The following is a 24,995-nucleotide window of genomic DNA, read 5'->3' as shown; positions in this document are numbered from 1 at the left end:
CTTATAACCCCCTGCCGCCTGTGTCAAGCGCCAAATGAAAATTTCGGTCAGTGAAAACTTTTCCTGATAGTGGCGGCTAAAGTAGCGTTTTCTCGTTTGCATTTCATTGCTGCCAATCAGAACCAATGCGATAGGTAAATAAAAGTTAGGTATCCCAAAATAGTGAAGCGAAAATGAGTTGATATAACTGACGCATATTTTACTTGATCGGTAGATGGTTCCCTAGCAACCTGGGCGCTTTTGGGTGGTGGCGAAAGTAATGAAATCTTAAAGAATCGTCAAAATATTCAGAAACGGTTCGCGCCCTATTTTGCCGAATAATTTGTTTAATTTAAATTCAAATAGCGTTTAATAAATCTACTAGTAAAAGTGGATAAATTTATGCACGTAGGATGGCGGTACTGATTAGGCAATTTCCGTAGATAAAGTTTATAGATTAAATCAGGTTTAACTAAATTGTGATGTTTTTTACAGACATGGTCGCAAATTTTTCCAACGAGAATTCTGGATCGATTTTGAGGTCGGCAGTTATTTCAACATGTATTTTATGTATTTATCCAATATGAAATATGATTTGATTCATAAAAAGAAGCAGATCGTCTTTGCTAAGATGCATATAAAGTTCATAAAAGGTCATATAATCCGCAAAAGGTGCATATAGCGGTGTTGTAAGCGCAATCAATATTCCATAACATAAAAAGTGAAATCGGGAAACGAATTTAAGGAGGAACATCATGGCAGATAAGACGATCAATAACGTGACGCGTGAAGACTGGATTCTTAACACTTTTCCAGAATGGGGTACTTGGTTGAATGAAGAAATCGCGGATAAACAGGTCAAACCAGGGACTTTTTCAATGTGGTGGCTGGGATGTACCGGCATCTGGTTGAAGACGGCAGAAGCAACCAACATTTTAGTTGATATGTGGTGCGGCACTGGTAAGCGGTCACATGGTAGCGGGATGATGCGCAAAGGTCACCAGATGATGCGGATGAGCGGGGTACAGCAGATGCAGCCAAACCTGCGCAACCAGCCATTTGTGATTGACCCATTTGCCATTAAGAATGTGGACGCATTGTTTGTGAGTCATATTCATAGCGATCATCTCGACATCAACACGGCGGCAGCAGTTAATGCCAATTGCCCGGATGCAAAATTCTATGGGCCGGAAAAAGTTTGTGAAATTTGGCAAGGCTGGGGCGTTCCGGCTGAAAAGACGGTGGTTGTCAAACCGGGGGATGTTGTGACAATTGGCGAAACCAAGGTCAAAGTGCTTGAAAGTTTTGATCGGACCGCATTAGTGACCGAAGACGATCCGAATGTTCAGCTTGCGGGTAAACTGCCGCAAGATATGAACAAGATTGCCGTCAACTATCTGTTTGAAACCACGGGCGGAAATTTATACCACGCCGCAGATTCGCATTACTCCAACCTATTTGCCAAGCATGGTAACGAAAACAAAATTGACGTTGCGTTAGGGGCATACGGCGAAAATCCCCGTGGCATTACCGACAAAGTAACTTCAATTGACATTTTACGCATGGCTGAATCACTGAAGACAAAAGTCGTTATTCCGGTTCATTACGATATCTGGACAAACTTTATGGCTGACCCGAAGGAAATCGAAGCGCTATGGAAAATGCGGAAAGACCGGCTGCAATACAAGTTCAAGCCGTTTATCTGGCAAGTCGGCGGTGAATTCACTTTTCCGGATGACAAGGATCGGATGGAATTCATGTATGACCGCGGTTTCCACGATACATTCTCGGTACCAAACGATACGCCATTCCCGGCATTTCTATAAAACAGGTGAGGTGGGGATCAACAATGTTACTGAAAGACTTTTTGGGCAAGGATTTGGTCGATATTCGGCCCGAACCGGCAAAAGATTGGCAAGATGCCTTGCAACAAGCAGCCGGTAAACTGATTGAACATCAATACATTTTACCGGGTTATGTGGATGAAATTATCGGCAATGTTGAGAAAAACGGACCGTATATCGTGATTGTGCCTGGCGTTGCGATGCCGCATGCGATGGCAGAAAGTGAAAATGTTTTGGGGACGGCGATCGGGTTTGCCAAATTCCCGGCGCCAGTTGTTTTCGATCCGGCTGATCCGGAAAAACAGGCGCAATTGTTCTTTACCTTAGCAGCAAAGGATCCGGAGCAGCATTTGCAAAATATTGGAGATCTTTCCGACTTGTTAATGACGGAAGGATTGATTGACCAATTGTTGGCCGTCAATAGCGTTGATGATTTTAAGGCGATTGTTGACGCGGGGAGCTGAAGGGGAAAGGTAGCACATCATGCAGCAAATTCTAGATTTCTTAGTGAGCGTATGGGATTATTTTGCGGCAAATATTTTGACGCAACCTGCTTACATGATTGGGTTTATCGTCTTACTCGGGTACATCTTGGAACGTAAGCCATTATACGAATCCATCGCCGGCTTCCTTAAAGCGGTGATTGGCTACATGATCTTAATGGTTGGGTCTGGCGGCTTGGTCAACAGCTTCCGACCAATTCTGACCGGGTTAAAAGATCGGTTCAACTTAACGGCGACGGTGATTGACCCGTACTTCGGGCAAAACGCCGTGACAGAAGGGTTGGACAAGACATTTGGCCGAACTTTTGGCGATGTCATGTTGTTACTATTGTTTGCGTTTGTTTTCAATATTTTACTGGTACGGTTCCAGAAATGGACGAAACTGCGCGCGGTGTTTACGACAGGTAATGTGCAGGTGCAACAAGCAGCCACGGCGTTTTGGATTCTGCTGTTTTGTTTCCCGCAAATGGGCCGGATCGAAGTTTTACTCGTGATGGGCGTTGTCTTGGGACTTTACTGGGCGGTTGGTTCGAACATGACCGTGCGTTATACCCAGGATTTGACCGATGGCGGCGGGTTTGCGGTCGCGCATCAACAAATGTTCGGGATTGCCTTCGTATCGTGGCTGGCAGACAAGTTTAAGGCGCATGAAGTGAAGGCCAAGAAAAAGGCGCGGCGGCTGGAAGACATCGAACTTCCCGGCTTTCTCAAGATCTTTAATGAAAACATGGTTGCCACCGGGATCCTGATGCTATTTTTCTTCGGCATTATTATGTTGATTCTTGGCCGGGATTATTTTATCGGCGTGTTTACGGCTTCAAAAGGGGCTTCTGGTTTGGCGCCAAATGGCAGTTTCCTGTTTTATATCATGACCACATCGCTTGGATTTGCGGTTAACCTCACGATTCTGCAACTCGGGGTTCGGACCTTCGTTGGTGAACTGACGGAAAGCTTTACCGGCATTTCCGACCGGCTGTTGCCAGGTTCGGTTCCGGGGATTGACGTGGCTGCGACCTTCGCATTTGGCGAACCCAACGCCGTCACAATCGGGTTTTTGTTTGGGGCATTAGGCCAGTTTCTCGCAATCGGCGCCTTGCTCCTGTTCCATTCGCCAACGATTATCATTGCCGGCTTTATCCCGCTCTTCTTTGATAATGCAGCCTTTGGGGTCTTTGCTAACCGGCGAGCCGGGGCAAAGGCGGCGATGATCCTGCCATTCTTCAGCGGTCTGATCCAAGTCTTTGGCGCAGCGCTCATTGCCACCTGGATCGGGTTATCGAAGTTTGGCGGCTACCTCGGCATGTTCGACTGGGATACCGTATGGCCATTCTTCACGGTCTTGATGAAGATCTTGGGCATTGCCGGCATCGTGGTGGTTGTCTTTATCCTCGTCTTGATTCCCCAACTCGAATATCGGCATGATCCGAAAAACTACTTCTTAATGGTCACGGATTACGAGCAATATAAGGAAAATGTCGCAAAGAAAAAAGAAGCTCAGTAGTCTTTTCAACTCGGGTCTCGACGTAAAAAGTGAATGAGACCAAGCTAACGCAAAATATGGAGGAAAAATATCATGAAAATCTTAGTATCGTGTGCAAATGGTTCAGGGACCAGTCTGATGATGATGCGTAGTGTGCAGAAAGCCTTTAAGCGGTTGAATCTGCCAATTACCCAAATTGAACACACCAACTTGGCAGAAGGTAAAAGCACGGCTAAACAATATGACATGGTCTTCACCACCACAAACTTTGTCGATATGTTCAAAGATGCCAAGGAAAAAGGCGTTCAGGTGATTGGCGTTAAGAATGTGATGAGAGATAAAGAAGTTGAACAACGAGTGCGTGAAGATACGGATTTAGTGAAATAGTGAGCGCGAGCCGGCGCGGTTAGGGATCGGAGTGTAAGCGGCCTTGGACGTGATGGCCCGGGTTTGGCCATTGCGACCAAGGTCCTTACATGCAGATCCCTGCGCCGGGGAGCGCGTTATGACAGGCGCGAGTCGGCCGTGAGCTGGCGCCTTATCAATCATCAAATTAACAGAACAGTCATAGCAACATGGCAGACAAGGAGGAACGATTTTGGCTAAACCAAATTTACAGGTGGCTTTGGATAACAATACGTTGGAAAGTGCGTTAGGCGATATTCGCGCAGTTGGCAACATTGTCGACATTGTGGAAGCGGGCACCATTTTGATCTTGCAGGAAGGAACGATTGCGGTACGTGCGTTGCGGGCGTTGTTCCCGGATAAAGTGTTGATTGCCGATACGAAATGTGCCGATGCCGGATCGACTGTGGCCAAAAACATGGCGGATGCGGGTGCTGATTGGATGACGTGTATCTGTTCCGCAACAATTCCAACGATTCAGGCGGCCCAGAAGCAGGTTAAAGAAATTCAGATCGAATTATATGGCAACTGGACCAAAGAAGATGCTCAATCCTGGTTGGACATTGGCGTCACTCAGGCAATTTATCACCAAAGCCGCGACGCCTTGCTTTCCGGTGGCTCATGGGGTGAAAAGGATCTTGCTAAGGTGAAAATGTTGGTTGATATGGGCTTTCGGGTTTCCGTAACCGGTGGCTTGAGCGTGGACACGTTGAAGTTATTTGCAGGTGTCGATGTTTATACGTTCATTGCAGGCCGGGCGATCACTCAGGCACCTGATCCAGCCAAAGCGGCTACAGATTTCCAGAATGAAATTATTCGTATCTGGGGTAAGTAAGACGAACTGATTTTTATGATGACGCGTTCGTTAGCTTCTAAGCGCGGCGGTCTAGGTTTATGAGGTGATGATGGTGAAAAACTCGATGGTGAATGTTCAAGCACGGCGGGGGAAGATCCTAAAAGCGGTGGATCAAGGCGAGCCGGTGGTGGTAGAACAATTGGCCCGGCAGTTTGACGTTTCGATTACCACTTTGCGCCGCGACTTGAAAGCTTTGGCGGAAATGGGGCAGGTTCACTGGCATCACGGGCTGGTTGAAAAGGCTAACGTTGCAACGCCCGCCAATCATGCCTCGCGTTCCGGCATTGAACTGTTGAAGGATACGATTGCGGCTGCGGTCCCGAGCTATATTGTCAAAAACAGTACGTTATTCGTGAATTCCAGTTCGCTGTGCTGGCGGGCGATTAATCAATTGGCAACGATGCCTTTGACGATCATCACCAATAATATCCGAGCCACCGAATGTGTCCGCCATCCGGAAACTTCAATCATCCTGACCGGTGGCGAAATTCGCTACCCTAAAGAGTCGTTGGTGGGGACGGTTGCGGTTCAGATTCTTGAGACGATGCAGTCGGATTTCACGTTGATCGGCTGCGATGGTATCAGTGAAAAAGGCGGCGTCACGACTCAGAATATTTTTGAGGCTCAGGTGAATGCCACCATGATCAGGCGGACGAAACAGAAAGTGATTTGCGTGGCTGATTATCGCAAGGTCGGGGTTACCAGCAATTATCATGTTGCGGATTTGGCTGCGGTCGATGTGTTGATCACGGATAATTTTGCCAATGAAAAAGCAGTGCGTGACTTGCGCCGTCAAGGAATTGATGTTGTGCAGGTTGCTAATTAACTATTCAGAAACAGCAAGCTGGCGAAGGCCCTTAGCTTAGCCGATCCAGCCTAACAATTCGGTTGATCGGTCATGGACAAAAGGCGCCCGCCAGCTTTTTGTTGCCAAAAATAGGGGATGAGTGGGCGATATAGGCAGTTTGATGCTAACCGCGCCGGCTCGCGCTCACAAGGAGGGAACATTTGTGATTTCACTAGGAATTTACGAAAAAGCACTGCCCAGGACCGAATCTTGGGTTGAACGGTTGAAAATGGTTCGGGATTTGGGTTTCAACTTTTTGGAGTTATCGGTTGATGAAAGTGTCGAACGGTTGGCCCGGTTGGATTGGACGGCAGCGAAACGGGCGAAGGTGCGTGATGCTTGTTGGCAAACAGGGGTGCGGATCCATACATTGATGTTAAGCGGCCATCGTCGGTTTCCATTAGGCTCGGCAGACCCGGCGATCCGTGAAAAAAGTCTGACGATGTTATGTAAGGCGATTGATTTGGCTAGTGATCTGGGCGTTCGCAATGTTCAACTAGCCGGTTATGACGTTTACTATGAGCCGAAAACCTTAGCTTCACGAGAATATTTTATCGAGAACCTGAAGCGCGGTGTGGCCTATGCCGCGGCTAAAGAAGTGATGCTGGCAATTGAGACGATGGACGATCCGTTTTTGAATTCACTTTCCAAAATTAAGACGATTAAAGATGAGATTCCGAGTCCGTGGTTGCAAGCGTATCCGGATCTTGGCAACTTGTCAGCCTGGCCGGAAAACAATGTCGGTCGCGAGCTTGAACTGGGGATTGCAAACATCGTCTCGGTTCATTTGAAGGATACCCAAGCGGTGACGGCAAAAAGCAAAGGGCAATTCCGCGATGTCCCGTTTGGCGCTGGCGTGGTGGACTTTGCCGGTTGTCTGCGAACGCTAAAACGCCTTGATTACAGCGGCGCCTTTACGATCGAGATGTGGACGGAAAAGGCCGCTGATCCAATCCAAGAAGTGAAGCAGGCCAAGGACTTTTTCGATCCGCTGTTTGTGCAGGCTGGTTTTGTTCAGGAGCCGGTGGCAAAAACCAATGTCCCATCATGAAGCACCTGCTGACCTGCACACGAAAAAAGCCGCCAATTGCTTGCCGGCTTTAGACGATTCATTTAACTATAGGCGAATGGCAGTGGGGCTGATCTGGAAGTAATCGATTAAATAGTTAGCAACCCCGTCATCATCATTTGAGCCCACGGTAATGTCCGCAATTTGTTTGATTTCAGGAATCGCGTTACCCATGGCCACCCCGATGCCGGCATACTCCAGCATGTCTTTGTCATTTTCCTCATCGCCAAACGCGGCCAGTTGTTCGCGCGGGATGCGGTAAAAGTTGAGTGCGGCTTTTAAACCGTTCATCTTATTGACATTTGGCGGCAGGATTTCAAGCAGCGTGCGCCGGGATCGCGTGACGGTCAGCTGCTTGAGTGACTGGGCAGCGTCTGATGCGGCATCAATCATGGCAGGCTCGCCTGCAACCACGACTTTGAAAATCGGAAGCTTGGCCGGCACTTTACTGAACGTGGTATCGATAAACGGCATCTGCTTAGGAATCATCGTCTGATAGCTTGATTTACCAAATTCGGTGAGTGAATACACTTCATCTTCGGCAACAATATCGAGCTTAAACCCGTTTTCCTTAACGAGGTCATACACCGGCTTGATCTGTTCCTTGCTCAAGGTGTTTGCCTTAATGACGGTGTGATCACGAACTAGGCGAACCAAACCGCCGTTGAAGCAGACGCACACATCATCATTTTTGGTCACATGCAATTCGTCCAAGAAGGGCTTCAGCGTGGCAAAAGGGCGTCCCGAACAAAGAATAACGCGAATGCCTTTGCGATTCAGGTAACGAAGCACGTCGCGATTGGTGACACTGATTTCTTTATTGCTGTTCAGTAACGTGTTGTCCATATCAAGTGCAATGGCTTTGAGCATAAGTAAACTTCCTTTCCGACTTTACGTGGTTATGTCCCATTATATCAGAGTTTTTGTCTTTAAAACCGCTTTCATAGATTTTGCAAATGAAAACCTATCGTTACTTTTAAACGGTGGTGCCTAAAGCGACATGTTAAATCGGACCGCGCTGTATCACAGTAACGTGGTTGATGAATTGAGAAGGGGTGTTTTAACAATGTTAGAAAAATTGAAGCAAGAAGTTTATGCCGCTAATATGCAGTTACCAAAGTTGGATCTGGTTACCTTTACTTGGGGGAACGTCTCAGGAATTGACCGCGAGCAAGGCTTGTTTGTCATCAAGCCTTCCGGGGTCGATTACGAGGACTTAACACCTGATGACATGGTGGTGGTGAATCTTCAAGGCGAAGTTGTCGAAGGCCAGTTGAATCCTTCAAGCGACACGCCAACCCACACCGTTTTGTACAATGCCTTTCCTGACATTGGCGGAATTGTCCATACCCATTCACCGTGGGCCGTTGCATTTGCTTCGGCGCACATGGATATTCCGAATTTGAATACCACCGCGGCGGATACGTTTTATGGTGATGTGCCCATTTCGGAAGCCTTGACCCAACAAGAGATTGAAGAAGCTTACGAGGAAAATACAGGCAAGGTTATCGTCAAAACTTTCAAGGATCGCGGCATTGATCACAACGCGGTCCCCGCTGTTTTAGTCAGCCAGCATGGGCCATTCAGCTGGGGCGCGACTCCTGCAAAGGCGGTTTATAATGCCAAAGTTTTGGAAGTGATCGCCGAAATGGATTATCATGCATTGACTTTGACGCATCAGGATGTGCACTTGCCGCAGTATTTATTGGATAAACATTATTATCGGAAGCATGGGGCCAATGCGTATTACGGTCAGGACGGAGCAAAGTCGATGAGCCATGCGACAAAAGCGTGAGTGTTGGGTGAAGGCAATTTTGTTATATTATTCTGATAACCAAATATATAGATGGTAGACCCTGAACGACACAAAAAATGGATTCGCAACCGTTAAAAGTGGTGAATCCATTTTTTGCTGGCTATGAATCAGAGATATTGGATGGTGGACCGAAATAACGATGGTTGGCACTCAAAGATTGTGAATGAGCCGCAAACTTCAATATGATTGTTAACTGTAGTGAGTGCGGCAGGCGAAAATATTAATGTGGTTCTTTTCAATGCTGTAGATGATGCGATTTTCCTGATCAATCCGACGTGACCATTTTCCGGTTAGCGCATATCTAAGTGGCTCAGGTTTTCCGATGCCTTTATAAGGGTCACGGTCAATGGCTTGAATGAGTTGATTAATTCGTTTGATTGTCCGCTTGTCGTTTTGATCATGCCAATACATGTAGTCCGCCCAAGCATCATCGGTCCAGGTTTTAATCATGATCGAAGTCCGTTAACAACTCGTGCTGTTTAGCCTTTCCAGCGGCAATTTGGGCATCACCACGTTTGATTTTGGCCATCAGCTTGGGATTGCTGAGTAAATACAGGGTTTCTTCGATGGCGTCAAAATCGTGCTTGCTCATAACCACCACATTGTCATCATCATCTTTAGCGGTAACCAGTAGCGGTTCGGCGTCTTCGTTGACTTGACTCATATAATGCTTAAGGTTGCGGCGGAAATCACTATAATTCGTTGCTTCCATAACGGCACCTTACCTTTCGAAAATATTGTACAACATATTGTACGTATGAGCAACGATTGGGACGCGGCGGCAAGTGTCAACTTTTTCTCGGTTCCCCAGTTTACAATTCAAGTGCAACACCCTGACGACTAGACCATAAAGGCCATGAAGACCTATTCTTGTTAGTGCTAGCTAAACAAGAAAGCAGGAATCTTCATGACCCACTCTCAGACTAACACCCACAAGCATTACCAACAACTCAGTTTTAGCGACCGTGCTACAATTCAGGCCCTTCAGGCTGCTGGTGACACCGCGACCGTGATTGCACAGAAGCTTCATCGCAGTAAAGCGACAATCTCACGAGAAATCACGCGTGGATCTGTAACTCAGCTCGACTCGAAGCGTCACTCGCATCAAGTCTATCTTGCGGAAACTGCCCAAGCCATGCACGACCGTAAACGCGATAGAACCGGTCACTACGCCTTTCTTAAGACCGGCCGTGCGTTCTTCAAGGCTCTCGCCAGGGAGCTTACTCGTAAGCCGCGCGTACACAGCGTTGATAGCTTCGTACACTTCTATCGCGACCAGGGCAAGGCTTGCCCTTCAACGACAACTGTGTATCGCTACATCGACGCCGGGCTGCTTGAGCTAGACAACATGACACTTCCCAAGAAGCTCCGACGCCGCATCAAAGGCTATAAGAACGCCCACAAGCGCAAGAATAAGAAGATATACGGCGACTCAATCGAGTTGCGTCCTGCGGCCGTGAATGACCGCACAGGCGTGGGACATTGGGAAGGCGACTTGGTCAAAGGTATTCGCTTAGCTGATGAGCCAGCATTAATGACGCTCACAGAACGGTACAGCCGGACTGAGATCATCGTCAAGATTCCTGACTATCATGCGGGCACCTGCCTTAAAGCCTTGCAGGACACGATCGACGACTACGGGGCCAAGGAATTTGAGAGTATCACTTTTGACAATGGTTCCGAGTTTGCCAAGTTATCAGAGATTGTTGGAACCCAGATTTACTTCGCACATCCGTACTCGCCTTGGGAGCGTGGCACAAACGAGAACGCCAATGGACTGCTTAGGGAATTCTTCCCGAAAGGGAAGTCTCTCAGAGCAGTTACCCTGGTTGAAATTCAAGCAGTCCAATCCGCACTGAACCATCGTCCCAGACGTATTCTGAACTATCTTCGCCCATGCGATTACTACCGATGCATGGCGTAACAGCCTAGACCACTATCAAGAATTCGTTATCATCGTTGCACTTGACTTGAAAATTGAGGACTTTTTCTCGGTTCTACTCTAATTAAGTGATTTCCGATGCTCCGAGCTGGCTCCGCGGTGGCTGGGCTGGAACGTGGTGGGCACGACTTCGAACCCGCAAAGACCGCGGTTTCGAAGCTCGGCCTTGGTCTAAAGCGGAGAAGCCCACTCCGCTTAAGACCAATTTCACCACTGAGCCCGCCACCGCTCCGCCAGCTCTTGCTTTCTATCCTGATATTCGAACAAGGTGCCGCTTTGCACTGCTACGGGAATCGTGTAAACTAATGTGCTCGTGTTTGACACCCACATGCTCCGAGAGAAACTTTACACTAACGACGCGGCTGGTGTTGGTTTCAAGTTGCTCCATTGCTTAAACCATAACTATCACCAAAAAATAACGGCAGATGGATCTTTCGTAAGTTACGAAAGATCCATCTGCTTTTTTATAATCCTGAAACTAAACGACATGGTTCACGAATTTTCAGGGTTGATGGAAAATCACTGGATTAAGCCTAGTCGAAGAAAACGCTACCATAAAAACGAAAGATGAAAAGGAGCGATAGCATATGTCAGATTGGTTAGGCTTAGATGGTAAGACGATTGTTGTAACAGGTGGTTCATCAGGAATTGGGGCCGCGATTGTTAAAGAACTTATTCATAACGGTGCCAATGTAGTTAACGGCGATCTGAAGGAAGGCGACTTGAAAGATCCGAAGCTGACTTATGTTCATACCGATGTCACGGATCCGGAAGCGGTTGAAAATCTAGCTGTTACAGCCGAAAAAATAAACGGTGAAATCTGGGGCGTTGTCAACAATGCGGGTATCAATAAACCGCGGATTTTGGTTGACCCCAAAGACCCACATGGCAAGTATGAACTGAACGTGCCAACGTTTGAACAGATTTTCAGTGTTAATGTCAAAAGCGTGTTCTTGGTTTCTCAGGCAGTGGTGCGGCGAATGGTGAAGCAAGGCCACGGTGTCGTGGTCAATATGTCTTCTGAAGCCGGTTTGGAAGGCTCTGTTGGTCAAAGTGTTTATTCGGCAAGTAAAGGCGCGATTAACGGGTTTACGCGTTCATGGGCCAAAGAGCTGGGTAAATACAACATTCGCGTGGTCGGGGTTGCCCCGGGAATTATGGAAGCAACCGGCTTGCGAACACCAAGCTATGAAGAAGCCTTGGCGTACACGCGTGATACCACCGTTGAAGCCATTCGCGCCGGTTATCGTTCGACTTCGACTACGCCATTGGGTCGCAGTGGGAAACTCAGTGAAGTAGCGGATTTGGTGAACTACTTCTTATCGAATCGAGCAAGTTATATCACAGGCGTTACAACAAATGTGGCAGGAGGCAAGTCGCGCGGATAATCGGTAATTTGGAGGAGGTCACCTGATTGAATAGTTTGGATTATCGGCTTTTGCGTTATCTTTTGGCAAATGGTACCTCCAGCCTAGACGAATTGGCTGAAAGCGAGAATGTTTCGACACGCACGATGCAAAAATATATCCATGAACTAGGCGAGTCGTTGGGGGATGCAGCCGAAATTCGCATTAACAAAAGCGGGTACTTCCTGCATATTCTGAATTATCGAAAATTTTCACTGATTCAGTCAGGCGTGTTCAAGCAAAACATTGATAATAACGACAAGCAAAAACGGCAGGCGGAGATTCTGTTTCGGTTGATCAAAGAACGGAAATTTGTACCTATGGATGAGATTGCCGACCAGCTGACCGTGAGTCGCGGCACACTTCTAAAAGATTTAGACGCGTGTCGGCACTGGTTAAAAAATTACGATCTTGGCATTGAAAGTGCAACGAGTCGCGGCATTAAGCTGCAGGTAGGCTCAACGGTCGATTTAACGATGCTGATTTATAACCACTTATTCGACTATGTACAGGCAAGGCTTTTTGACGATAAGACTTTAGTCGCGGCGGTGATTAGCCGACTCAATGCGGCCAAGATCAAAACGAGTACCACCCAGATCTTCCAAAAGGTGATGCAAATTGTGGTTTTCCTGAAGCGTCATCACTATGAACTTAACGGCATCAGCAAGTATTACACGAACTTAATGGAAGATTCACCTTTGTTCATTAACATCATTGCGGACATTGAGGATCGGTGTCGGGTCAAGTTTAGTCAGGAAGAATATAACTTTTTGGCGTTTCCGTTTAACCTGTACGCAAATAAATTATTATCAGCAGAAAAGTTAGCCCGAAAGGTACAGGCAAATAAAGTCATTTTCGACCGAATTGCAGCTGACATTCGAACCTTGGTTGATGCCAAAATTGACTATGATCAGTTTTATCAAACGACGAAGTATCATTTGATTTTTCTGATCAATCGCGGCATTTTTCATATTTCGCCATCGGATTATTTAACCGATAAGATGCTTCAGCGGTTTCAGTTAGCGGCCGATATGGCGATGGTGATGATTGATAAGCTAGAAGAAATTTTAGGGATTCACATTGCGGATGTCGAGATTAATTATTTGACCGTTTACTTTGAAATGGCGCTGCAACATGCGGATCGGGCGCCGCTGGATCAGCCGCAAGTTGGATTCTTTTCAAGCATGGGGCAAAGCGTGTTGCAATATTTGCAAAGTCAATTGAACACCATGTTTGAATCGCAAGTCAGCATTCGGACTTTTCAGGATGAGACCGATATTCTTGCCCATCAGGATCAACTCATCATGGTTTTTACAGACCGGCCATTGGCATTCAGATTGAAAGTTCCCGTGGTCATGATTGGCGACATTTTTCGGGATCGGGTGCTTGAGACGAAGGTGCGCGCCTCGGCTGTGCAACATGAAATTGATGCTGGCCGTATTATCTGGCGGGCGCAAATCTATGACAATCAACCAGGGCAGTCGTATGAAGCTGTCTTGCGCGCGACGCTTCAGGCAGATTGCCAGGCAGGGTTGGTCGATACAGGCTTTATCGAGCGGCTCATTCAACATGAAGCCACCACCAAATTTGTGCTTGATAATGGCGCGGCGATTCCGCATGCAATTGCCGATATTGATCAGAATCGCTTGTTTCTGCATCTGAGCGTGTTGACACATGCCATCACGATTGGTGGCAAGTCCGTTAGCTATATTTTTGTCATCGGGATTCCGCGGACCTTAGGCAAAAAGGCGTTGGAAGATTTGTCCATGTTGTATGATTTGCTGTTTTTGCTGGCGGTGAATGAAACGGCGATGGCTAATCTTCAGAAAATTACAGACAGTCGCGATCCGTTAACCATTGTAACGGAGGGATTATGAATGAACATTTTGATACTAGGTATTTTCGTAGCTGCCGCCTTTTTATTGCAGGCGTTAATGGGTTATTTTCAAATTCGTAATTTTGCCCGCAATTATCATGCTGTTCGCCAGGAAGGCCGCGTCTTAATCGGCAAGAATCCACGGCGCTTTCGGCAAGGCAGTCTGATGTTGATTGGGTTGGATCACAATGATCGGATTCAGGAAATTCGGGTGATGAAAGGGTTGACCGTTTTTAGCCGGTTTCGCGAAGTCGCTCAATTTGATGGTGAGTTAGTCGCTGAAGTCGGCGCTGATTATACGGCCCTGCAGAAGCTGAGTCGGACCGAGCGTGAGTGTTTTCTGAATGCTTACCGTAATTATGTGAATTATAAAACGAATAATCTTAGTTTCGAAGATTTTGATACGAGCCGCGTCAGCATGTTTGCACTGCCGATTTTTAATGAGATCGGTCAGCGCATCAAAGCATTGCCTGATGCATTGGCGCATGTTTTTAGAAAAAATACGATCTAGGGGGATGCCATCATGCAATATATTTCTGACTTTGCCGCTGGCTTTATGAAGCTGTTTCAAACTGGCGGCAAGACGTTTATTAGTTGGATGACCAACATTGTGCCGGTTGTGCTGCTGTTGTTGGTACTGATGAATACGATTATTGCCTTTATCGGGGAAGAACGCATCGAACGGTTTGCCCAAAAAGCAAGTCGTAATGTGTTAATGCGTTATCTGGTTTTACCTTTTCTTGCGGCGTTCATGCTGGGCAATCCAATGTGTTTCACGTTGGCTCGCTTTCTGCCTGAATACTACAAGCCTAGTTATTATGCCGCCCAAGCCCAGTTTTGTCATACGAGTAATGGCGTCTTCCCGCATATCAATCCAGGTGAACTGTTTGTCTGGTTGGGGATTGCGCAAGGGGTGCAAAAACTCGGACTGAATCAAATGGATCTGGCTATTCGCTATATGTTAGTCGGGATTGTCATGAACTTTATCGGTGGCTGGATTACCGACTTCACAACTGCTTATGTTTCCAAGCAAACTGGCATTACTCTGAGCAAAACCGTTGATCTGTCTGCACGTAACGGACAAGAAGTTTAGCAGCGGTCATAGCGTGAAGTTGACGCGATTTTAAAATGAGGAGATTAGGATCATGGCTGAGAAAAAATGGCATAGCATTCAAGTCGTTAAAGGATCAGGCGGCTATGGCGGGCCGTTGACAATTACACCGACCGAACAGAAGCATAAGTTTATCTACGTGACAGGGGGTAACCGGCCAGCCATCGTGGACAAAATTGCGGAATTGACCGGGATGGAAGCCGTCGATGGATTTAAAACATCCATTCCCGAAGACGAAACGGCATTGGCGATCATTGACTGTGGCGGAACGCTGCGCTGCGGGATTTATCCGAAGAAAAACATCTTAACCATTAATGTGTTGCCCACCGGAAAATCCGGACCGCTGGCAAAATATATTGTGCCTAAATTGTATGTTTCCAATGTTGATGTGAATCAGATTACCGCATTGCCGGATGATGCTGTTCCGGATCAGGCGTTAAATGGCGTTCCATTTGACCAGCGCGGTGAAGCCGGCAAGCAGCATGCTGCCTTGGCAGAAGCAGGGGCAGCGGCAACAACGAATACAGAAGCGCAAACGGCAGCAACCGACGAGCAAGCTGCTGAAGCTCGCGAAGCCAAGTTTGACACGAACAAAACGATCACTGCCCAAATGAAAAAGCCTAACTTTATTGCCCGGATCGGAATTGGTGCCGGGAAGGTAATTGCAACTTTTAACCAAGCGGCAAAAGATTCTGTCCAGACCATGCTTAACACCGTAATTCCGTTTATGGCCTTTGTTGCGTTGCTAATCGGGATCATTCAAGGCTCGGGTTTAGGCAGTTGGTTTGCCAAACTCATGACGCCACTGGCTGGGAATGTTTTTGGCTTGATTGCGATTGGTTTTATCTGTTCCTTGCCATTCTTATCCCCGATTCTCGGACCGGGAGCGGTTATTGCCCAAGTCATTGGGACGCTGATCGGGGTTGAAATCGGCCGCGGCAACATTCAGCCGCAATATGCATTACCGGCACTGTTTGCCATTAATACGCAAAATGCGGCTGACTTCATTCCTGTTGGTTTAGGGCTTGAAGAAGCAGACTCAAAAACCGTTGAAGTCGGTGTGGTTTCAGTGTTGTATTCGCGATTCTTAAACGGGGTTCCCCGAGTCGTGGTCGCTTGGTTAGCAAGTTTTGGTTTGTATGCAAAATAAAGCAGGATTTTTAGAGAGGTGAGTGCGGTGTCGTCAGTAGCAGCAACAGTGAAATATGAAACCACCATTCTTGAAGTTGGTTCCGAAGCGCGCGGGTTTAAGGATATTAACATGGCGATTCTTTTTGGAGATGAGGCGCCTGACGCGTTGCGGTCATCCTGCTTCATTATCAAAGTGAATCAAATTCTTGAGCCGATTAAACCCGGCGATGTGATGATGTTTGGTGATCAGACTTATGCCATTACGGCGGTGGGCAACGAAGTCAATACGAACTTAGGCAATTTAGGTCACACCGCGATTGTTTTTGACGGTGCGACCACACCGGAACTGGCCGGATCACTGTACTTGGAGCAAAAGCCCTATCCGGATTTGGATGTCGGCACCGTCATTAAGGTTATGAAGGGGGAATAAGCGATGTTCATTGATACTGCCAATCTCAGCCAGATTAAGGAAATGTTGCAGTTTAACCAGTTTGAAGGCGTTACGACTAATCCTAAGTTGTTGCTTAAGGAAGGCCAGCCGCGTTTTGAACAGCTGACTAAGATTCGCGCCTTAAAGCCCGGCGTTTTATTCGTTCAGCTGGTGGGTGATACCAAGGACGAACTGTTGGCTGATTATCATGAATTGCGCCGCCGTTTTCCGGACACGGATGATACCCGAATGGCGTTTAAAGTGCCGCTGTTTGAACCGGGCTATCAGGCAATCTCTGCAATTAGGGATGAAAAGCCCGATGAATGTCTGCTGGGAACGGCCGTATATTCAACGCGCCAAGGCTTCATGGCTTGCGTTGTGGATTGCGACTATATCGCGCCATACGTGAATCGCATGGAGCAGCTCGACATTGATCCATATAAAATGATCGCCGAGACCCACAGCTTTTATCAAAGTACCGATACGCATATTAAGATCATGGGGGCAAGTTTCAAAAACGCCTCACAAGTCATGGCCGCGATCAAAGCCGGCGCCGCAAATGTGACGATCAGTTATGATATCTTCAAACAGCTGATGACAAACGCAGCTGCTAACGATGCGATTCGGGTGTTCAATGAAGAAGGACGCCAGCTTGATAAGACTGCGGGAGTTTGAGTGAAAAAGCACTAGCAAAATAGAGATGCCTCTTGTTGCCGAAAGTTGAGCAGCAGGAGGTTTTTTTGATGAACGTAAGCCGCTGTGATTAGTGACGATGAGGTGGGTTATGGCGTTTCTTGGATATGCCACCTAACTATTTATTATTTTATGTGAAGCATTCAAAAACTTGATGCGGTTTATAAATTCAAAATCAGATAACAGTTGTATTTGAGGGTGTGAGAAACATATTTTTGCATGATTAAGTTCTTAATAATGTGAAAAGTGTCTGAACCTGTCTGGGCGATTGTTCCATATCAATACAGGCATAGTCAGCGTTTACTTATCATTTTAATCCCTATACATAAGCATTTTTATAAGGGTGAAAGTTAGCGGCATGAATACAGTCTTCGTTATAATTGGAACAGACCATTTTGCCATTGTTTGCCCGATCACATGCGATTGCACGATTAATCGTGCAATGATTGCGTATTGTTTCTTTTTAGAAAGCGCTTTAAAGTGACGGTGGAGGTTGGAAATGGACGGTGTGAATGGCGTGCTGGCAGGCGTCTGGCATCGTTGTGGCAAGTGGTTTTACGAGGGGGTGAACACGTTGCAATTGAGTACTCGGCAGCGGCAAATTGTGTTGCAGTTACTGAATGCTGAAGGGGTGGTGACATCTAAGCAGTTGGCAGAAGCCGTGGCGGTCAGTATTCGCACCGTGAAGTATGACTTGGCAGATATTCGTGAATGGCTTGCATTGCACCATTCCAAACTCGAAAGCGCCCCACGAAAAGGCGTCTGGATTGAAGCAAGCGTTGAAGATCGCATGGCATTGCGCGAGAAAATCGATGAGCAGTTGGCGGATAACTATTTGGCCCCGAATGAACGGATTATCCGCATGATTCTGATTTTGGCGCAAACAGGTGACTATACGACCCAACAGCAGCTTCAAGCGCGGGTGAATGTCAGTCAAACGACCGTGAACAACGATTTAAAGAAACTGGCTGCCTTTTTGCATCAGGTGAATGTGAAGCTCACGAGTAAGAATTATTATGGCTACAAACTCACGGGGACGGAGCTGGATATTCGCCGGTTGCTGGAACGCATTATCGCTCAGCAGTTGAATCGTAAGACGTTGATGGCGGAGCTGGTGGATTGCCTCAATGCCTTGGTTGAACCGAAACGGGCGCTCGTTTTGACGAGTGAGCCGACCTTTGATCATGCGTTTAATACGATCCTGAAAGCGGCGATTCAACTGGGAAAACAGGATCAGAAAATGCCTGATCCCAGCGCTTTGATCACGACCATGATTCGGCTCGCAATCGGCATTGTGCGCCAAGGGATTAATCAGCCGGTGAATAGTTATCATCGGGTTGTGGAGCAAGGCGACAGTACCACGTTTACCGGTCAGTTGATTCTCAAAGCACTGGCGTTTTACAACCTGCCAGTTTGGGCCGACGATTTTGCTTATTACCTTGGAGCGGATGGTCAGAAGTTAACGGTGGCACAGAACGACAACTTTGTGGCTATGACGCACCGAATCATCTTGGCAGTTGGGGCGCTGGTTGATCACGATTTCAGTCACGACAGTCAACTTCAGGAAAATCTCTACCTGCACCTCAGCCAGTCGCTTGGCAAGGAGAATCAACTGCTTCAATACAGTCCGTTTACGCAGGACATCAAGCACGAATATCCGCAGTTGTTTGCAGCCATTGAAAAGACGGTGCATAAGGAGCTGGCCGCCTATCGCCCGATTTTGAACGATGCCTTTGTGGCCTTTATCGCCTTGCATTTCATGGTATCGCTCAATCGGGACAGCCAACTGAAAACGGTGCGGGTCGCTTATATTTGTGCCACCGGTATTGGGATCACCAATCTGATTCAACAGCGCGTGGCTTCGGCGATACCCAACATTGAATTGGTCGGATTTGCCTCCATTGATGATGCGCGGGCGCTGATTGCCCGCGAGCATCCTGAGCTGGTGATTAGCGTTTTCCCACTGAAGCATCTGGATGTGCAAGTCATTGAAGTCCAGCCCTTGCCAAACGCGACTGATATTGCCGCTATCCGGCGTGCGGTGGCCAAACGTTTGCAGGTGCCACTTGAACAACTCAAAGCAGAGCCGCCGGTAGTTCCGATTAAGCCTAAGCCTGATCTGGAAAAGCAGACACAACAAACAATTCTGACCATGTTCAGTCTTTATTCAGAACTCAAGCGCCAGTTGCCAACCAAGATTGACCCGTATTATGCCGATGCGTTCATGATGCACGTCTTTTTAGCTGCCCAGCGCATCATGTTTGGTAAGCAGTACCAAGGAAAACCTAATCATGACGATGCCAAATTAGCTGGCACCGTGGAACGAATTTTTACCGATCATGGCCTTGCCATCAATCGCGCGGAAGTCCATGCGATTCTTGAATATTTAAATTTAGGTCATGCTGTGTCTCAGAAGGGGGATGTCACCACTGGAAGCCGAAATTAAGCTACCTGTTGAAGTGCAAAAAATGATTGCCCAAAGCCAAGATCCACAGGCGGTTCAAGTGATTGTCAGTGACGTGATTCAGTTAGCCGAACAAGCGGAGATTCATTTTACCGCGGTTCAGTTGCAAGTGTTAACGAATCATCTGATTGAAATGATCAACCGCTCAAAGTCAGGCGAAAAGTTGCCGGCAGTCGATCCCCAAATGTTTGCGGAAGTCTCGAAAAAGTCGCTGGATTTAGCCGATCAAGTGGTTCGGCACATCGGTCATTTGGCGGATGCGGAGAAGTATGTGTTATCGATTCACTTTGAAGCGGCGCAGAACAAGATTTGAAGTGGAGATATTTTACGATTGCAATTATCTCGTGTTAACTGGCGAGGATTCTAACCGCGCCAGCTCACGCTCAGGAGGAAGATATCATGGTTAAAGTAGTTATCGCAGATCGGATGGGTAAAGGTCAAAACGTTGCTAAAGGAGTTGAAGCCGCTGGTGGTACTGCCGTTGTGGTGCCTGGTATGGGGGCGGATATGCGTTTGGGTCAGGTGATGGATAAAGAAAAAGCCGATATGGGCATTAGCTTCTGTGGTTCCGGCGGTGCGGGGGCGATTACTGCGCATACGCAATATGGATGGCCGGAACGTCATGGCATGCGCTCGATTCAAGAAGGTGTGACTGCCATCGAGGAAGGCACTAAAGTTCTCGGTTTTGGCTTTATGGATCAAGAAGCGTTGGGTAAAGCACTGGTCGAAGCGTGGAACAAGAAGTATCCCGAAGCGTAAGGAGTGCGGTTATAAATGACAGTCGTCAATGAAACCAAACATCAAGTCGTCACGGTATCTGGCAAAGGTGAAACCAAGCAGCAAGCCTTTGCAGCCGCTTTTAGCAATATCCAAAAAAAGCTGATTGGTGATACCGAAACTGCGATTTTGCGGATCGTTCCCGAAAAAGTCGAGCCGCTGAAACTGGTTAAGTCGAGTTATACGGAAAAGTTTCTGTTTTTCTTTTTTAAACGCACGCGTACCACTTATGCAGTGACACTGGCAGTGACGGTTGCAGTTACGGCGATTGACCTTGACGCTTTGGTTTTTGAAGACGTCGCGGCACCATCGCCGGATGCCATGTCATTGCCGAATCTAAAGAATATTTTGAAGGGTGTGAAATGAATTGCCAATTCTCACAATTTTATTCCAGTCCATCATTATTGGCGGATTGGTTGGTTTTGCGGCAGGGGTTGGGGCAGCACGGATGTTCACCGCGCCAAAGACACAAGCTTTGGGCGCGTTTCGAACACTGGGCGAAATGAACGCGGCAGAAGGCGATCCGGCTTCGCATTTTAGTTTCGGGTTGGGTTTCTTCTTTAATGCTTGGGCGTCAACGGTTGGGGCCGGCGCCTTTACGCAGGATATTACGCACCGTGTCATTCCGAACTGGGCGGCTGCTGGGTTACTGGTTAAAAATCGTAACGTTGAACAAACCATGCATAATCCTAAGAAAATGGGGATTGCCGGGGCGATTGCCGGCATCGTGGTCGTTGCTTTCTTGAATGTCACGTCCAGTTCGATTCCCGAATCGCTGCAAGTGACGGCGGTTAAAGTGCTTGTTCCGGCGGCGAATCAGTTGATTAACCTCGTGATGCCAATCTTATTCTGGTTGGCGGCAATTGATGCCGGTCGACGGTCAGGCCTGTTTGGAACCGTGTTTGGCGGTTTATCGGCGATGATTATGGGTAATGCGGTACCAGGGGTCGTTTTAGGCATTCTTGTCGGAAAAGGTGTTGATGAACTAGGATGGACTCGAATTACGAAATCAATTTTGGTTGCGGCCATTTTGCTTTTCGTCTTATCAGGGTTCTTCCGCGGATTCGATCTCAACTTGCTGAAGTCCTTTAACTTAAATGCACCTGACTGGTTGTCGAATATTCATAACACGTTAAGCGGAAAGTAGAGGTGGATTAACTGATGGCGGATAAACAAGCTACAGCAAATCAAGCGCCAATTGAAGAAGAATTGAGAGAAGCTGCGGATCGCGATTTCTGGCATGCAGATTGGGGCTTTGTCGCGATTGTTGCAATGATGTCGGCAGGCGTTTTTGCCGGAACATCCATGTATTTTAACTATGGCGTTGGGGCCTTCAATGAAGTGGCAATTGTGGCAATGCTGAAGGCTGGTATGACCGGTGGCTCGTATGGCGCAGCGGCGGCGTTTGGAGCGAGTTTCCTGTTTGCCCGGATTCTGGAAGGGTCACTTGTCGGCATTCTGGATCTTGGCGGTTCGATTTTGACAGGGGTCGGCATCGGCATTCCGGCGATCTTACTGTCGGTTGGCGCCAAGTCGCTGGTGTCAAACTTTGCCTTGGCGTTGTTGACTGGGGCGATTCTGGGCTTAATTATCGGGATGATCATTTTCCTGGTGCGGAAGTTCACGATTAACCAAAGCAATGCGACATTTGGTGCCGACGTTATGATGGGGGCCGGTAACCAAACTGGCCGCTTCCTTGGGCCGTTGATTATCCTCAGTGCCGTGACTGCCAGCATTCCGATTGGCATTGGCAGCACAGTCGGCGCAGCGTTGTTCTACGCTTGGAAAAAACCAATCCCAGGCGGTGCGATTATTGGCGCGATGATTATGGGATTCTTCTTCCCGGTGAAACTTTAAGAGCGTAAACTGGCGCGCTTAGAAATCGGAGCATAAGTGGCCTTAGACCGCCAATGACTGGTCTTTGGTCATTGGCGGTCTAAGGTCCTTATGTGCAGGTTTCTGCGCCAGTTTGCGCGTTTCGGAGAGTGGCGGGAGTGCAAGATTTTGGAGAGCCCGGTACACAGGAGTAACCATGTTCATGGTCAACTTTCCCCACTTGTTGACGCAATTCAGATTTCTCCAAGCGTTGCATCCAAAAATGGCTACAATCAAATCGAAAGGCAGGTAATCACTTGTGTTTGATGTCTTAATTAAGAACGGTAAAACAGAACGTGAACAGCCGATCGAGGTCGGCATTAATGGCGGCCGGATCGCTGCGGTAGCACCAAAGCTGGAAGGAGCAGGCGGTCATCAGGAAATTGACTTACACCAGCAATCCTACGTCACGGCTGGGTGGATTGACGATCATGTGCATTGCTATGAAAAGCTATCTCTGTACTATGACGATCCCGATGAAGATGGGTACAAGGCTGGCGTAACAACCGTGATCGATGCGGGATCAACCGGTGCGGACAATATTCGGAGTTTTTACGACATTACGCGCGCTAAAAAGACCAATGTTTACGCACTGATCAATATCGGTCGCACCGGTATTTTAGCGCAGGATGAGCTGGGTGACCTAGATAAAGTCAATAAGCAGGCGTTGTTTGATGCGGTTGCGGACTTACCTGATTTTATCGTCGGCATCAAGGCCCGCGAAAGCCATTCGGTGGTGATTGATAATGGCATCAAGCCACTATTGGCGGCAAGATCATATGCGGCTTTGCTCGGACATCTGCCGATTATGGTGCATGTCGGGGCCAATCCGCCTGAACTCAAAGATATTTTGCAAGCGATGGGTGCAGGAGATGTCCTGACGCATGCTTATAATGGCAAGCCGAATGGGATGATTGATGAAAACGGTGAGATCAAAGAATTCGTCTATGATGCATATGACCGTGGGGTTGTTTTCGATGTAGGCCACGGGACAGATTCGTTTAATTTTAAAACCATGCAGATTGCCCGCGATCATGGCCTTGATCCTAAGTCCTTGAGCACGGATATTTACCACCGCAATCGTGAAAATGGTCCTGTTTATGACATGGCGACGACGATGGAAAAGATGTTGCTGCTCGGCTATACCTTACCAGAAGTTATTCGGATGGTGACTTTTGCACCGGCGGACACCTTCCATCTTTTGAATAAAGGCCGGTTGCGACCAGGAAAAGATGCGGACGTGACCATTTTTAACCTAACAAAAGGTGATAAGGTATTAACGGATTCTAATGGCAACACAAAAACCGGCCAGCAACTCATCGCGCCAATTTACACAGTTGTTGGCGGGGCGGTTTACGATTTGGAGGAACAACACGCATGACAGATTATTACAGCACTTACGATTTGAAGCACGTGATCAACGCTAGCGGCAAAATGACCATTCTAGGCGTTTCCAAAGTTCCGGAGGCCGCGATTGAGGCACAGCAGTTTGGGGATACCCACTTTTTTGAAATGAAGGATTTGGTTGATAAAACTGGCGCGTACATTGCCAAAAAACTGGGAACTGAAGGCGCTGTGGTGGTGAACTCAGCGTCAGCCGGGATCGCTGAAGCCGTCGCCGGGATTATTGGTGAAGGTAGTAAGTATCATGTTTATCATCCGTTTTCTTCGCGGTATACCAAGCGTGAAATCATTTTGCCTAAGGGACAGAATGTTGATTACGGCACGCCGGAAGAAGTCATGATTGAACTCGGCGGCGGCCAGGTGGTTGAGGCCGGGTATGCCAATATGTGCACGCCGGAACATGTGGAGATGATGATTACAGCCAACACTGCGGCAATTTTCTATGTGAAAAGTCATCATGCGGTGCAAAAAAGCATGCTGACAATTCAGGAAGCCTTGGAGGTTGCTCATCGCCACGAACTTCCATTGATTCTCGATGCTGCGGCGGAAGAGGATTTGCACAAGTATGTCGAAATGGGCGTTGACGTGGTGCTGTTTTCTGGGGCCAAGGCGATTGAAGGCCCGGCATCTGGCTTGATTTTCGGCAAGGAACCATATATCGGTTGGACGAAACTGCAAGGACTTGGAATTGGCCGCGCCATGAAAATCGGCAAGGAAAATCTGCTCGGGTTTACCACCGCGCTTAGCCAGTATCTGGATCAGGGTCCAGAATCCGGTGACGCGATGAAGAAGCGGCTACACCCATTCGTGGCCGCTTTGAATGAGGTGCCACACCTGAACGTGAAGGAAGTCCAAGATGGCGCCGGCCGCCCGATTTTCCGGGCCGCGGTGACGGTAGAAGCCTCCAGTCCCAAGAATGCCAAGCAGGTTACGGCCGAACTAAAAGCAGGGGATCCGGCTATCTACACGCGCGAATATCGGGCCAATGAAGGGATCATCGAATTCGATATTCGTGCCGTTGATCAAGCGGAAATGGACCTGATCGTCAATCGTCTCAAAGAAATTCTCGCATAGAAAGGTTGTCTTC

At 47.7% G+C, this 24,995-nt stretch carries 27 protein-coding genes; 24 read left to right on the top strand and 3 right to left on the bottom strand.

The genetic code is table 11. The annotated features are described in order from the left end of the window. The first annotated feature begins 734 nt into the window (after positions 1-734). The 7 genes from ulaG (at position 735) to EL173_RS14070 (ending at position 6,965) form a co-directional block, all read left to right on the top strand. Positions 735-1,805 carry an L-ascorbate 6-phosphate lactonase gene (ulaG, locus tag EL173_RS14105; protein WP_005687773.1) on the top strand — a complete coding sequence of 357 codons (1,071 nt, stop codon included), beginning with the start codon at positions 735-737 and terminating at the stop codon, positions 1,803-1,805. Positions 1,806-1,828: 23 nt separating this feature from the next. Continuing rightward, a complete protein-coding gene (locus EL173_RS14100; protein ID WP_005690757.1) occupies positions 1,829-2,287 on the top strand; it encodes a PTS sugar transporter subunit IIA in 459 nt (152 codons plus the stop codon). 19 nt (positions 2,288-2,306) lie between these two features. Continuing rightward, positions 2,307-3,827 (top strand): PTS ascorbate transporter subunit IIC, encoded by a 1,521-nt coding sequence (locus EL173_RS14095; RefSeq protein ID WP_005690759.1) that lies wholly within the window; start codon positions 2,307-2,309, stop codon positions 3,825-3,827. Positions 3,828-3,899: 72 nt separating this feature from the next. After that, on the top strand, positions 3,900-4,193 hold the full coding sequence (locus EL173_RS14090; protein ID WP_005690761.1) for a PTS sugar transporter subunit IIB: 294 nt from the start codon (positions 3,900-3,902) through the stop codon (positions 4,191-4,193). Between the two features lie 211 nt (positions 4,194-4,404). Next, positions 4,405-5,046 carry a 3-keto-L-gulonate-6-phosphate decarboxylase UlaD gene (locus EL173_RS14080; protein ID WP_005690763.1) on the top strand — a complete coding sequence of 214 codons (642 nt, stop codon included), beginning with the start codon at positions 4,405-4,407 and terminating at the stop codon, positions 5,044-5,046. 67 nt (positions 5,047-5,113) lie between these two features. Beyond that, positions 5,114-5,893, top strand: coding sequence for a DeoR/GlpR family DNA-binding transcription regulator (locus tag EL173_RS14075; protein ID WP_005690765.1), 780 nt, complete (start codon positions 5,114-5,116; stop codon positions 5,891-5,893). Between the two features lie 184 nt (positions 5,894-6,077). Beyond that, a complete protein-coding gene (locus EL173_RS14070) occupies positions 6,078-6,965 on the top strand; it encodes an L-ribulose-5-phosphate 3-epimerase (RefSeq protein WP_014571690.1) in 888 nt (295 codons plus the stop codon). Positions 6,966-7,031: 66 nt separating this feature from the next. Here EL173_RS14070 and EL173_RS14065 read toward each other — a convergent pair whose 3' ends face one another. Continuing rightward, the gene (locus EL173_RS14065) at positions 7,032-7,853 is read right to left on the bottom strand and encodes a Cof-type HAD-IIB family hydrolase (protein ID WP_005690770.1); all 822 of its coding nucleotides are present in this window, start codon (positions 7,851-7,853) and stop codon (positions 7,032-7,034) included. A 196-nt stretch (positions 7,854-8,049) separates the two neighbouring features. On the opposite strand from EL173_RS14065, the gene EL173_RS14060 reads away from it, so the two are divergent. After that, positions 8,050-8,778: an L-ribulose-5-phosphate 4-epimerase gene (locus EL173_RS14060; protein ID WP_014571689.1), complete on the top strand. Its 729-nt coding sequence runs from the start codon at positions 8,050-8,052 to the stop codon at positions 8,776-8,778. Positions 8,779-8,988: 210 nt separating this feature from the next. On the opposite strand, the gene EL173_RS14055 is transcribed toward EL173_RS14060, so the two are convergent. Both EL173_RS14055 and EL173_RS14050 read right to left on the bottom strand, forming a co-directional pair. Continuing rightward, a complete protein-coding gene (locus EL173_RS14055) occupies positions 8,989-9,249 on the bottom strand; it encodes a Txe/YoeB family addiction module toxin (protein WP_005687756.1) in 261 nt (86 codons plus the stop codon). Then, a complete protein-coding gene (locus tag EL173_RS14050; RefSeq protein WP_005687754.1) occupies positions 9,242-9,511 on the bottom strand; it encodes a type II toxin-antitoxin system Phd/YefM family antitoxin in 270 nt (89 codons plus the stop codon). Before EL173_RS14050 ends, EL173_RS14055 begins: the two co-directional genes overlap by 8 nt. Positions 9,512-9,706: 195 nt before the next feature. Here EL173_RS14050 and EL173_RS14045 point away from each other — a divergent pair, with 195 nt between their 5' ends. The 16 genes from EL173_RS14045 (at position 9,707) to EL173_RS13965 (ending at position 24,982) form a co-directional block, all read left to right on the top strand. Continuing rightward, a complete protein-coding gene (locus EL173_RS14045; RefSeq protein ID WP_019728331.1) occupies positions 9,707-10,723 on the top strand; it encodes an IS30 family transposase in 1,017 nt (338 codons plus the stop codon). A gap of 605 nt (positions 10,724-11,328) precedes the next feature. Next, complete coding sequence (locus tag EL173_RS14040; RefSeq protein WP_005690776.1) at positions 11,329-12,129, top strand: SDR family oxidoreductase; 801 nt, start codon at positions 11,329-11,331, stop codon at positions 12,127-12,129. A gap of 26 nt (positions 12,130-12,155) precedes the next feature. After that, the gene (locus EL173_RS14035; protein WP_014571687.1) at positions 12,156-14,024 is read left to right on the top strand and encodes a BglG family transcription antiterminator; all 1,869 of its coding nucleotides are present in this window, start codon (positions 12,156-12,158) and stop codon (positions 14,022-14,024) included. Beyond that, positions 14,025-14,534 (top strand): transcriptional regulator GutM, encoded by a 510-nt coding sequence (locus tag EL173_RS14030; protein ID WP_005690780.1) that lies wholly within the window; start codon positions 14,025-14,027, stop codon positions 14,532-14,534. Between the two features lie 12 nt (positions 14,535-14,546). Next, positions 14,547-15,116, top strand: a complete 570-nt coding sequence (gene srlA / locus EL173_RS14025) for a PTS glucitol/sorbitol transporter subunit IIC (RefSeq protein WP_005687747.1) — start codon at positions 14,547-14,549, stop codon at positions 15,114-15,116. Positions 15,117-15,168: 52 nt separating this feature from the next. Beyond that, entirely contained in the window at positions 15,169-16,284 is a 1,116-nt protein-coding gene (gene srlE, locus EL173_RS14020; RefSeq protein ID WP_005690782.1) for a PTS glucitol/sorbitol transporter subunit IIB, read from the top strand. A gap of 27 nt (positions 16,285-16,311) precedes the next feature. Next, positions 16,312-16,695, top strand: a complete 384-nt coding sequence (locus EL173_RS14015; RefSeq protein WP_005714186.1) for a PTS glucitol/sorbitol transporter subunit IIA — start codon at positions 16,312-16,314, stop codon at positions 16,693-16,695. A gap of 3 nt (positions 16,696-16,698) precedes the next feature. Then, positions 16,699-17,370, top strand: a complete 672-nt coding sequence (locus EL173_RS14010; RefSeq protein ID WP_005690785.1) for a transaldolase family protein — start codon at positions 16,699-16,701, stop codon at positions 17,368-17,370. A 592-nt stretch (positions 17,371-17,962) separates the two neighbouring features. After that, positions 17,963-19,834, top strand: a complete 1,872-nt coding sequence (locus EL173_RS14005) for a BglG family transcription antiterminator (RefSeq protein ID WP_014571685.1) — start codon at positions 17,963-17,965, stop codon at positions 19,832-19,834. Beyond that, positions 19,809-20,165: a PRD domain-containing protein gene (locus EL173_RS14000; protein ID WP_005690787.1), complete on the top strand. Its 357-nt coding sequence runs from the start codon at positions 19,809-19,811 to the stop codon at positions 20,163-20,165. Before EL173_RS14005 ends, EL173_RS14000 begins: the two co-directional genes overlap by 26 nt. Before the next feature lie 86 nt (positions 20,166-20,251). Continuing rightward, positions 20,252-20,611, top strand: coding sequence for an SFCGS family glycine-rich protein (locus EL173_RS13995; protein ID WP_005687737.1), 360 nt, complete (start codon positions 20,252-20,254; stop codon positions 20,609-20,611). Positions 20,612-20,626: 15 nt separating this feature from the next. Then, positions 20,627-20,995 (top strand): DUF4312 family protein, encoded by a 369-nt coding sequence (locus EL173_RS13990; protein ID WP_005690789.1) that lies wholly within the window; start codon positions 20,627-20,629, stop codon positions 20,993-20,995. Position 20,996: 1 nt separating this feature from the next. Beyond that, positions 20,997-21,776 (top strand): DUF4311 domain-containing protein, encoded by a 780-nt coding sequence (locus tag EL173_RS13985; protein WP_005687733.1) that lies wholly within the window; start codon positions 20,997-20,999, stop codon positions 21,774-21,776. A 14-nt stretch (positions 21,777-21,790) separates the two neighbouring features. Beyond that, positions 21,791-22,486, top strand: coding sequence for a DUF4310 family protein (locus EL173_RS13980; RefSeq protein WP_005690792.1), 696 nt, complete (start codon positions 21,791-21,793; stop codon positions 22,484-22,486). A 277-nt stretch (positions 22,487-22,763) separates the two neighbouring features. Further along, on the top strand, positions 22,764-23,885 hold the full coding sequence (locus EL173_RS13970; protein WP_005690794.1) for an amidohydrolase/deacetylase family metallohydrolase: 1,122 nt from the start codon (positions 22,764-22,766) through the stop codon (positions 23,883-23,885). After that, positions 23,882-24,982, top strand: a complete 1,101-nt coding sequence (locus EL173_RS13965; protein WP_005690796.1) for a DgaE family pyridoxal phosphate-dependent ammonia lyase — start codon at positions 23,882-23,884, stop codon at positions 24,980-24,982. Before EL173_RS13970 ends, EL173_RS13965 begins: the two co-directional genes overlap by 4 nt. Positions 24,983-24,995 lie beyond the last annotated feature (13 nt).

It is taken from the genome of Lacticaseibacillus rhamnosus, from assembly GCF_900636965.1.
Classification (GTDB): domain Bacteria; phylum Bacillota; class Bacilli; order Lactobacillales; family Lactobacillaceae; genus Lacticaseibacillus; species Lacticaseibacillus rhamnosus.
This window is presented reverse-complemented; position numbering and strand designations above follow the sequence as displayed.

Excerpts from the sequence above, each read along its gene's own strand:
- EL173_RS14075 (WP_005690765.1), top strand. The coding sequence starts at position 5,114 with ATGATGGTGAAAAACTCGATGGTGAATGTTCAAGCACGGCGGGGGAAG.
- EL173_RS14090 (WP_005690761.1), top strand. The coding sequence starts at position 3,900 with ATGAAAATCTTAGTATCGTGTGCAAATGGTTCAGGGACCAGTCTGATG.
- srlE (WP_005690782.1), top strand. The coding sequence starts at position 15,169 with ATGGCTGAGAAAAAATGGCATAGCATTCAAGTCGTTAAAGGATCAGGC.
- EL173_RS13980 (WP_005690792.1), top strand. The coding sequence starts at position 21,791 with ATGGCGGATAAACAAGCTACAGCAAATCAAGCGCCAATTGAAGAAGAA.
- EL173_RS14000 (WP_005690787.1), top strand. The coding sequence starts at position 19,809 with ATGTCACCACTGGAAGCCGAAATTAAGCTACCTGTTGAAGTGCAAAAA.
- srlA (WP_005687747.1), top strand. The coding sequence starts at position 14,547 with ATGCAATATATTTCTGACTTTGCCGCTGGCTTTATGAAGCTGTTTCAA.
- EL173_RS14060 (WP_014571689.1), top strand. The coding sequence starts at position 8,050 with ATGTTAGAAAAATTGAAGCAAGAAGTTTATGCCGCTAATATGCAGTTA.
- EL173_RS14050 (WP_005687754.1), bottom strand. The coding sequence starts at position 9,511 with ATGGAAGCAACGAATTATAGTGATTTCCGCCGCAACCTTAAGCATTAT.
- EL173_RS13995 (WP_005687737.1), top strand. The coding sequence starts at position 20,252 with ATGGTTAAAGTAGTTATCGCAGATCGGATGGGTAAAGGTCAAAACGTT.
- EL173_RS14010 (WP_005690785.1), top strand. The coding sequence starts at position 16,699 with ATGTTCATTGATACTGCCAATCTCAGCCAGATTAAGGAAATGTTGCAG.
- EL173_RS14030 (WP_005690780.1), top strand. The coding sequence starts at position 14,025 with ATGAACATTTTGATACTAGGTATTTTCGTAGCTGCCGCCTTTTTATTG.
- EL173_RS13990 (WP_005690789.1), top strand. The coding sequence starts at position 20,627 with ATGACAGTCGTCAATGAAACCAAACATCAAGTCGTCACGGTATCTGGC.
- EL173_RS14065 (WP_005690770.1), bottom strand. The coding sequence starts at position 7,853 with ATGCTCAAAGCCATTGCACTTGATATGGACAACACGTTACTGAACAGC.
- EL173_RS14100 (WP_005690757.1), top strand. The coding sequence starts at position 1,829 with ATGTTACTGAAAGACTTTTTGGGCAAGGATTTGGTCGATATTCGGCCC.
- EL173_RS13965 (WP_005690796.1), top strand. The coding sequence starts at position 23,882 with ATGACAGATTATTACAGCACTTACGATTTGAAGCACGTGATCAACGCT.
- EL173_RS14045 (WP_019728331.1), top strand. The coding sequence starts at position 9,707 with ATGACCCACTCTCAGACTAACACCCACAAGCATTACCAACAACTCAGT.
- EL173_RS14055 (WP_005687756.1), bottom strand. The coding sequence starts at position 9,249 with ATGATTAAAACCTGGACCGATGATGCTTGGGCGGACTACATGTATTGG.
- EL173_RS14040 (WP_005690776.1), top strand. The coding sequence starts at position 11,329 with ATGTCAGATTGGTTAGGCTTAGATGGTAAGACGATTGTTGTAACAGGT.
- ulaG (WP_005687773.1), top strand. The coding sequence starts at position 735 with ATGGCAGATAAGACGATCAATAACGTGACGCGTGAAGACTGGATTCTT.
- EL173_RS14095 (WP_005690759.1), top strand. The coding sequence starts at position 2,307 with ATGCAGCAAATTCTAGATTTCTTAGTGAGCGTATGGGATTATTTTGCG.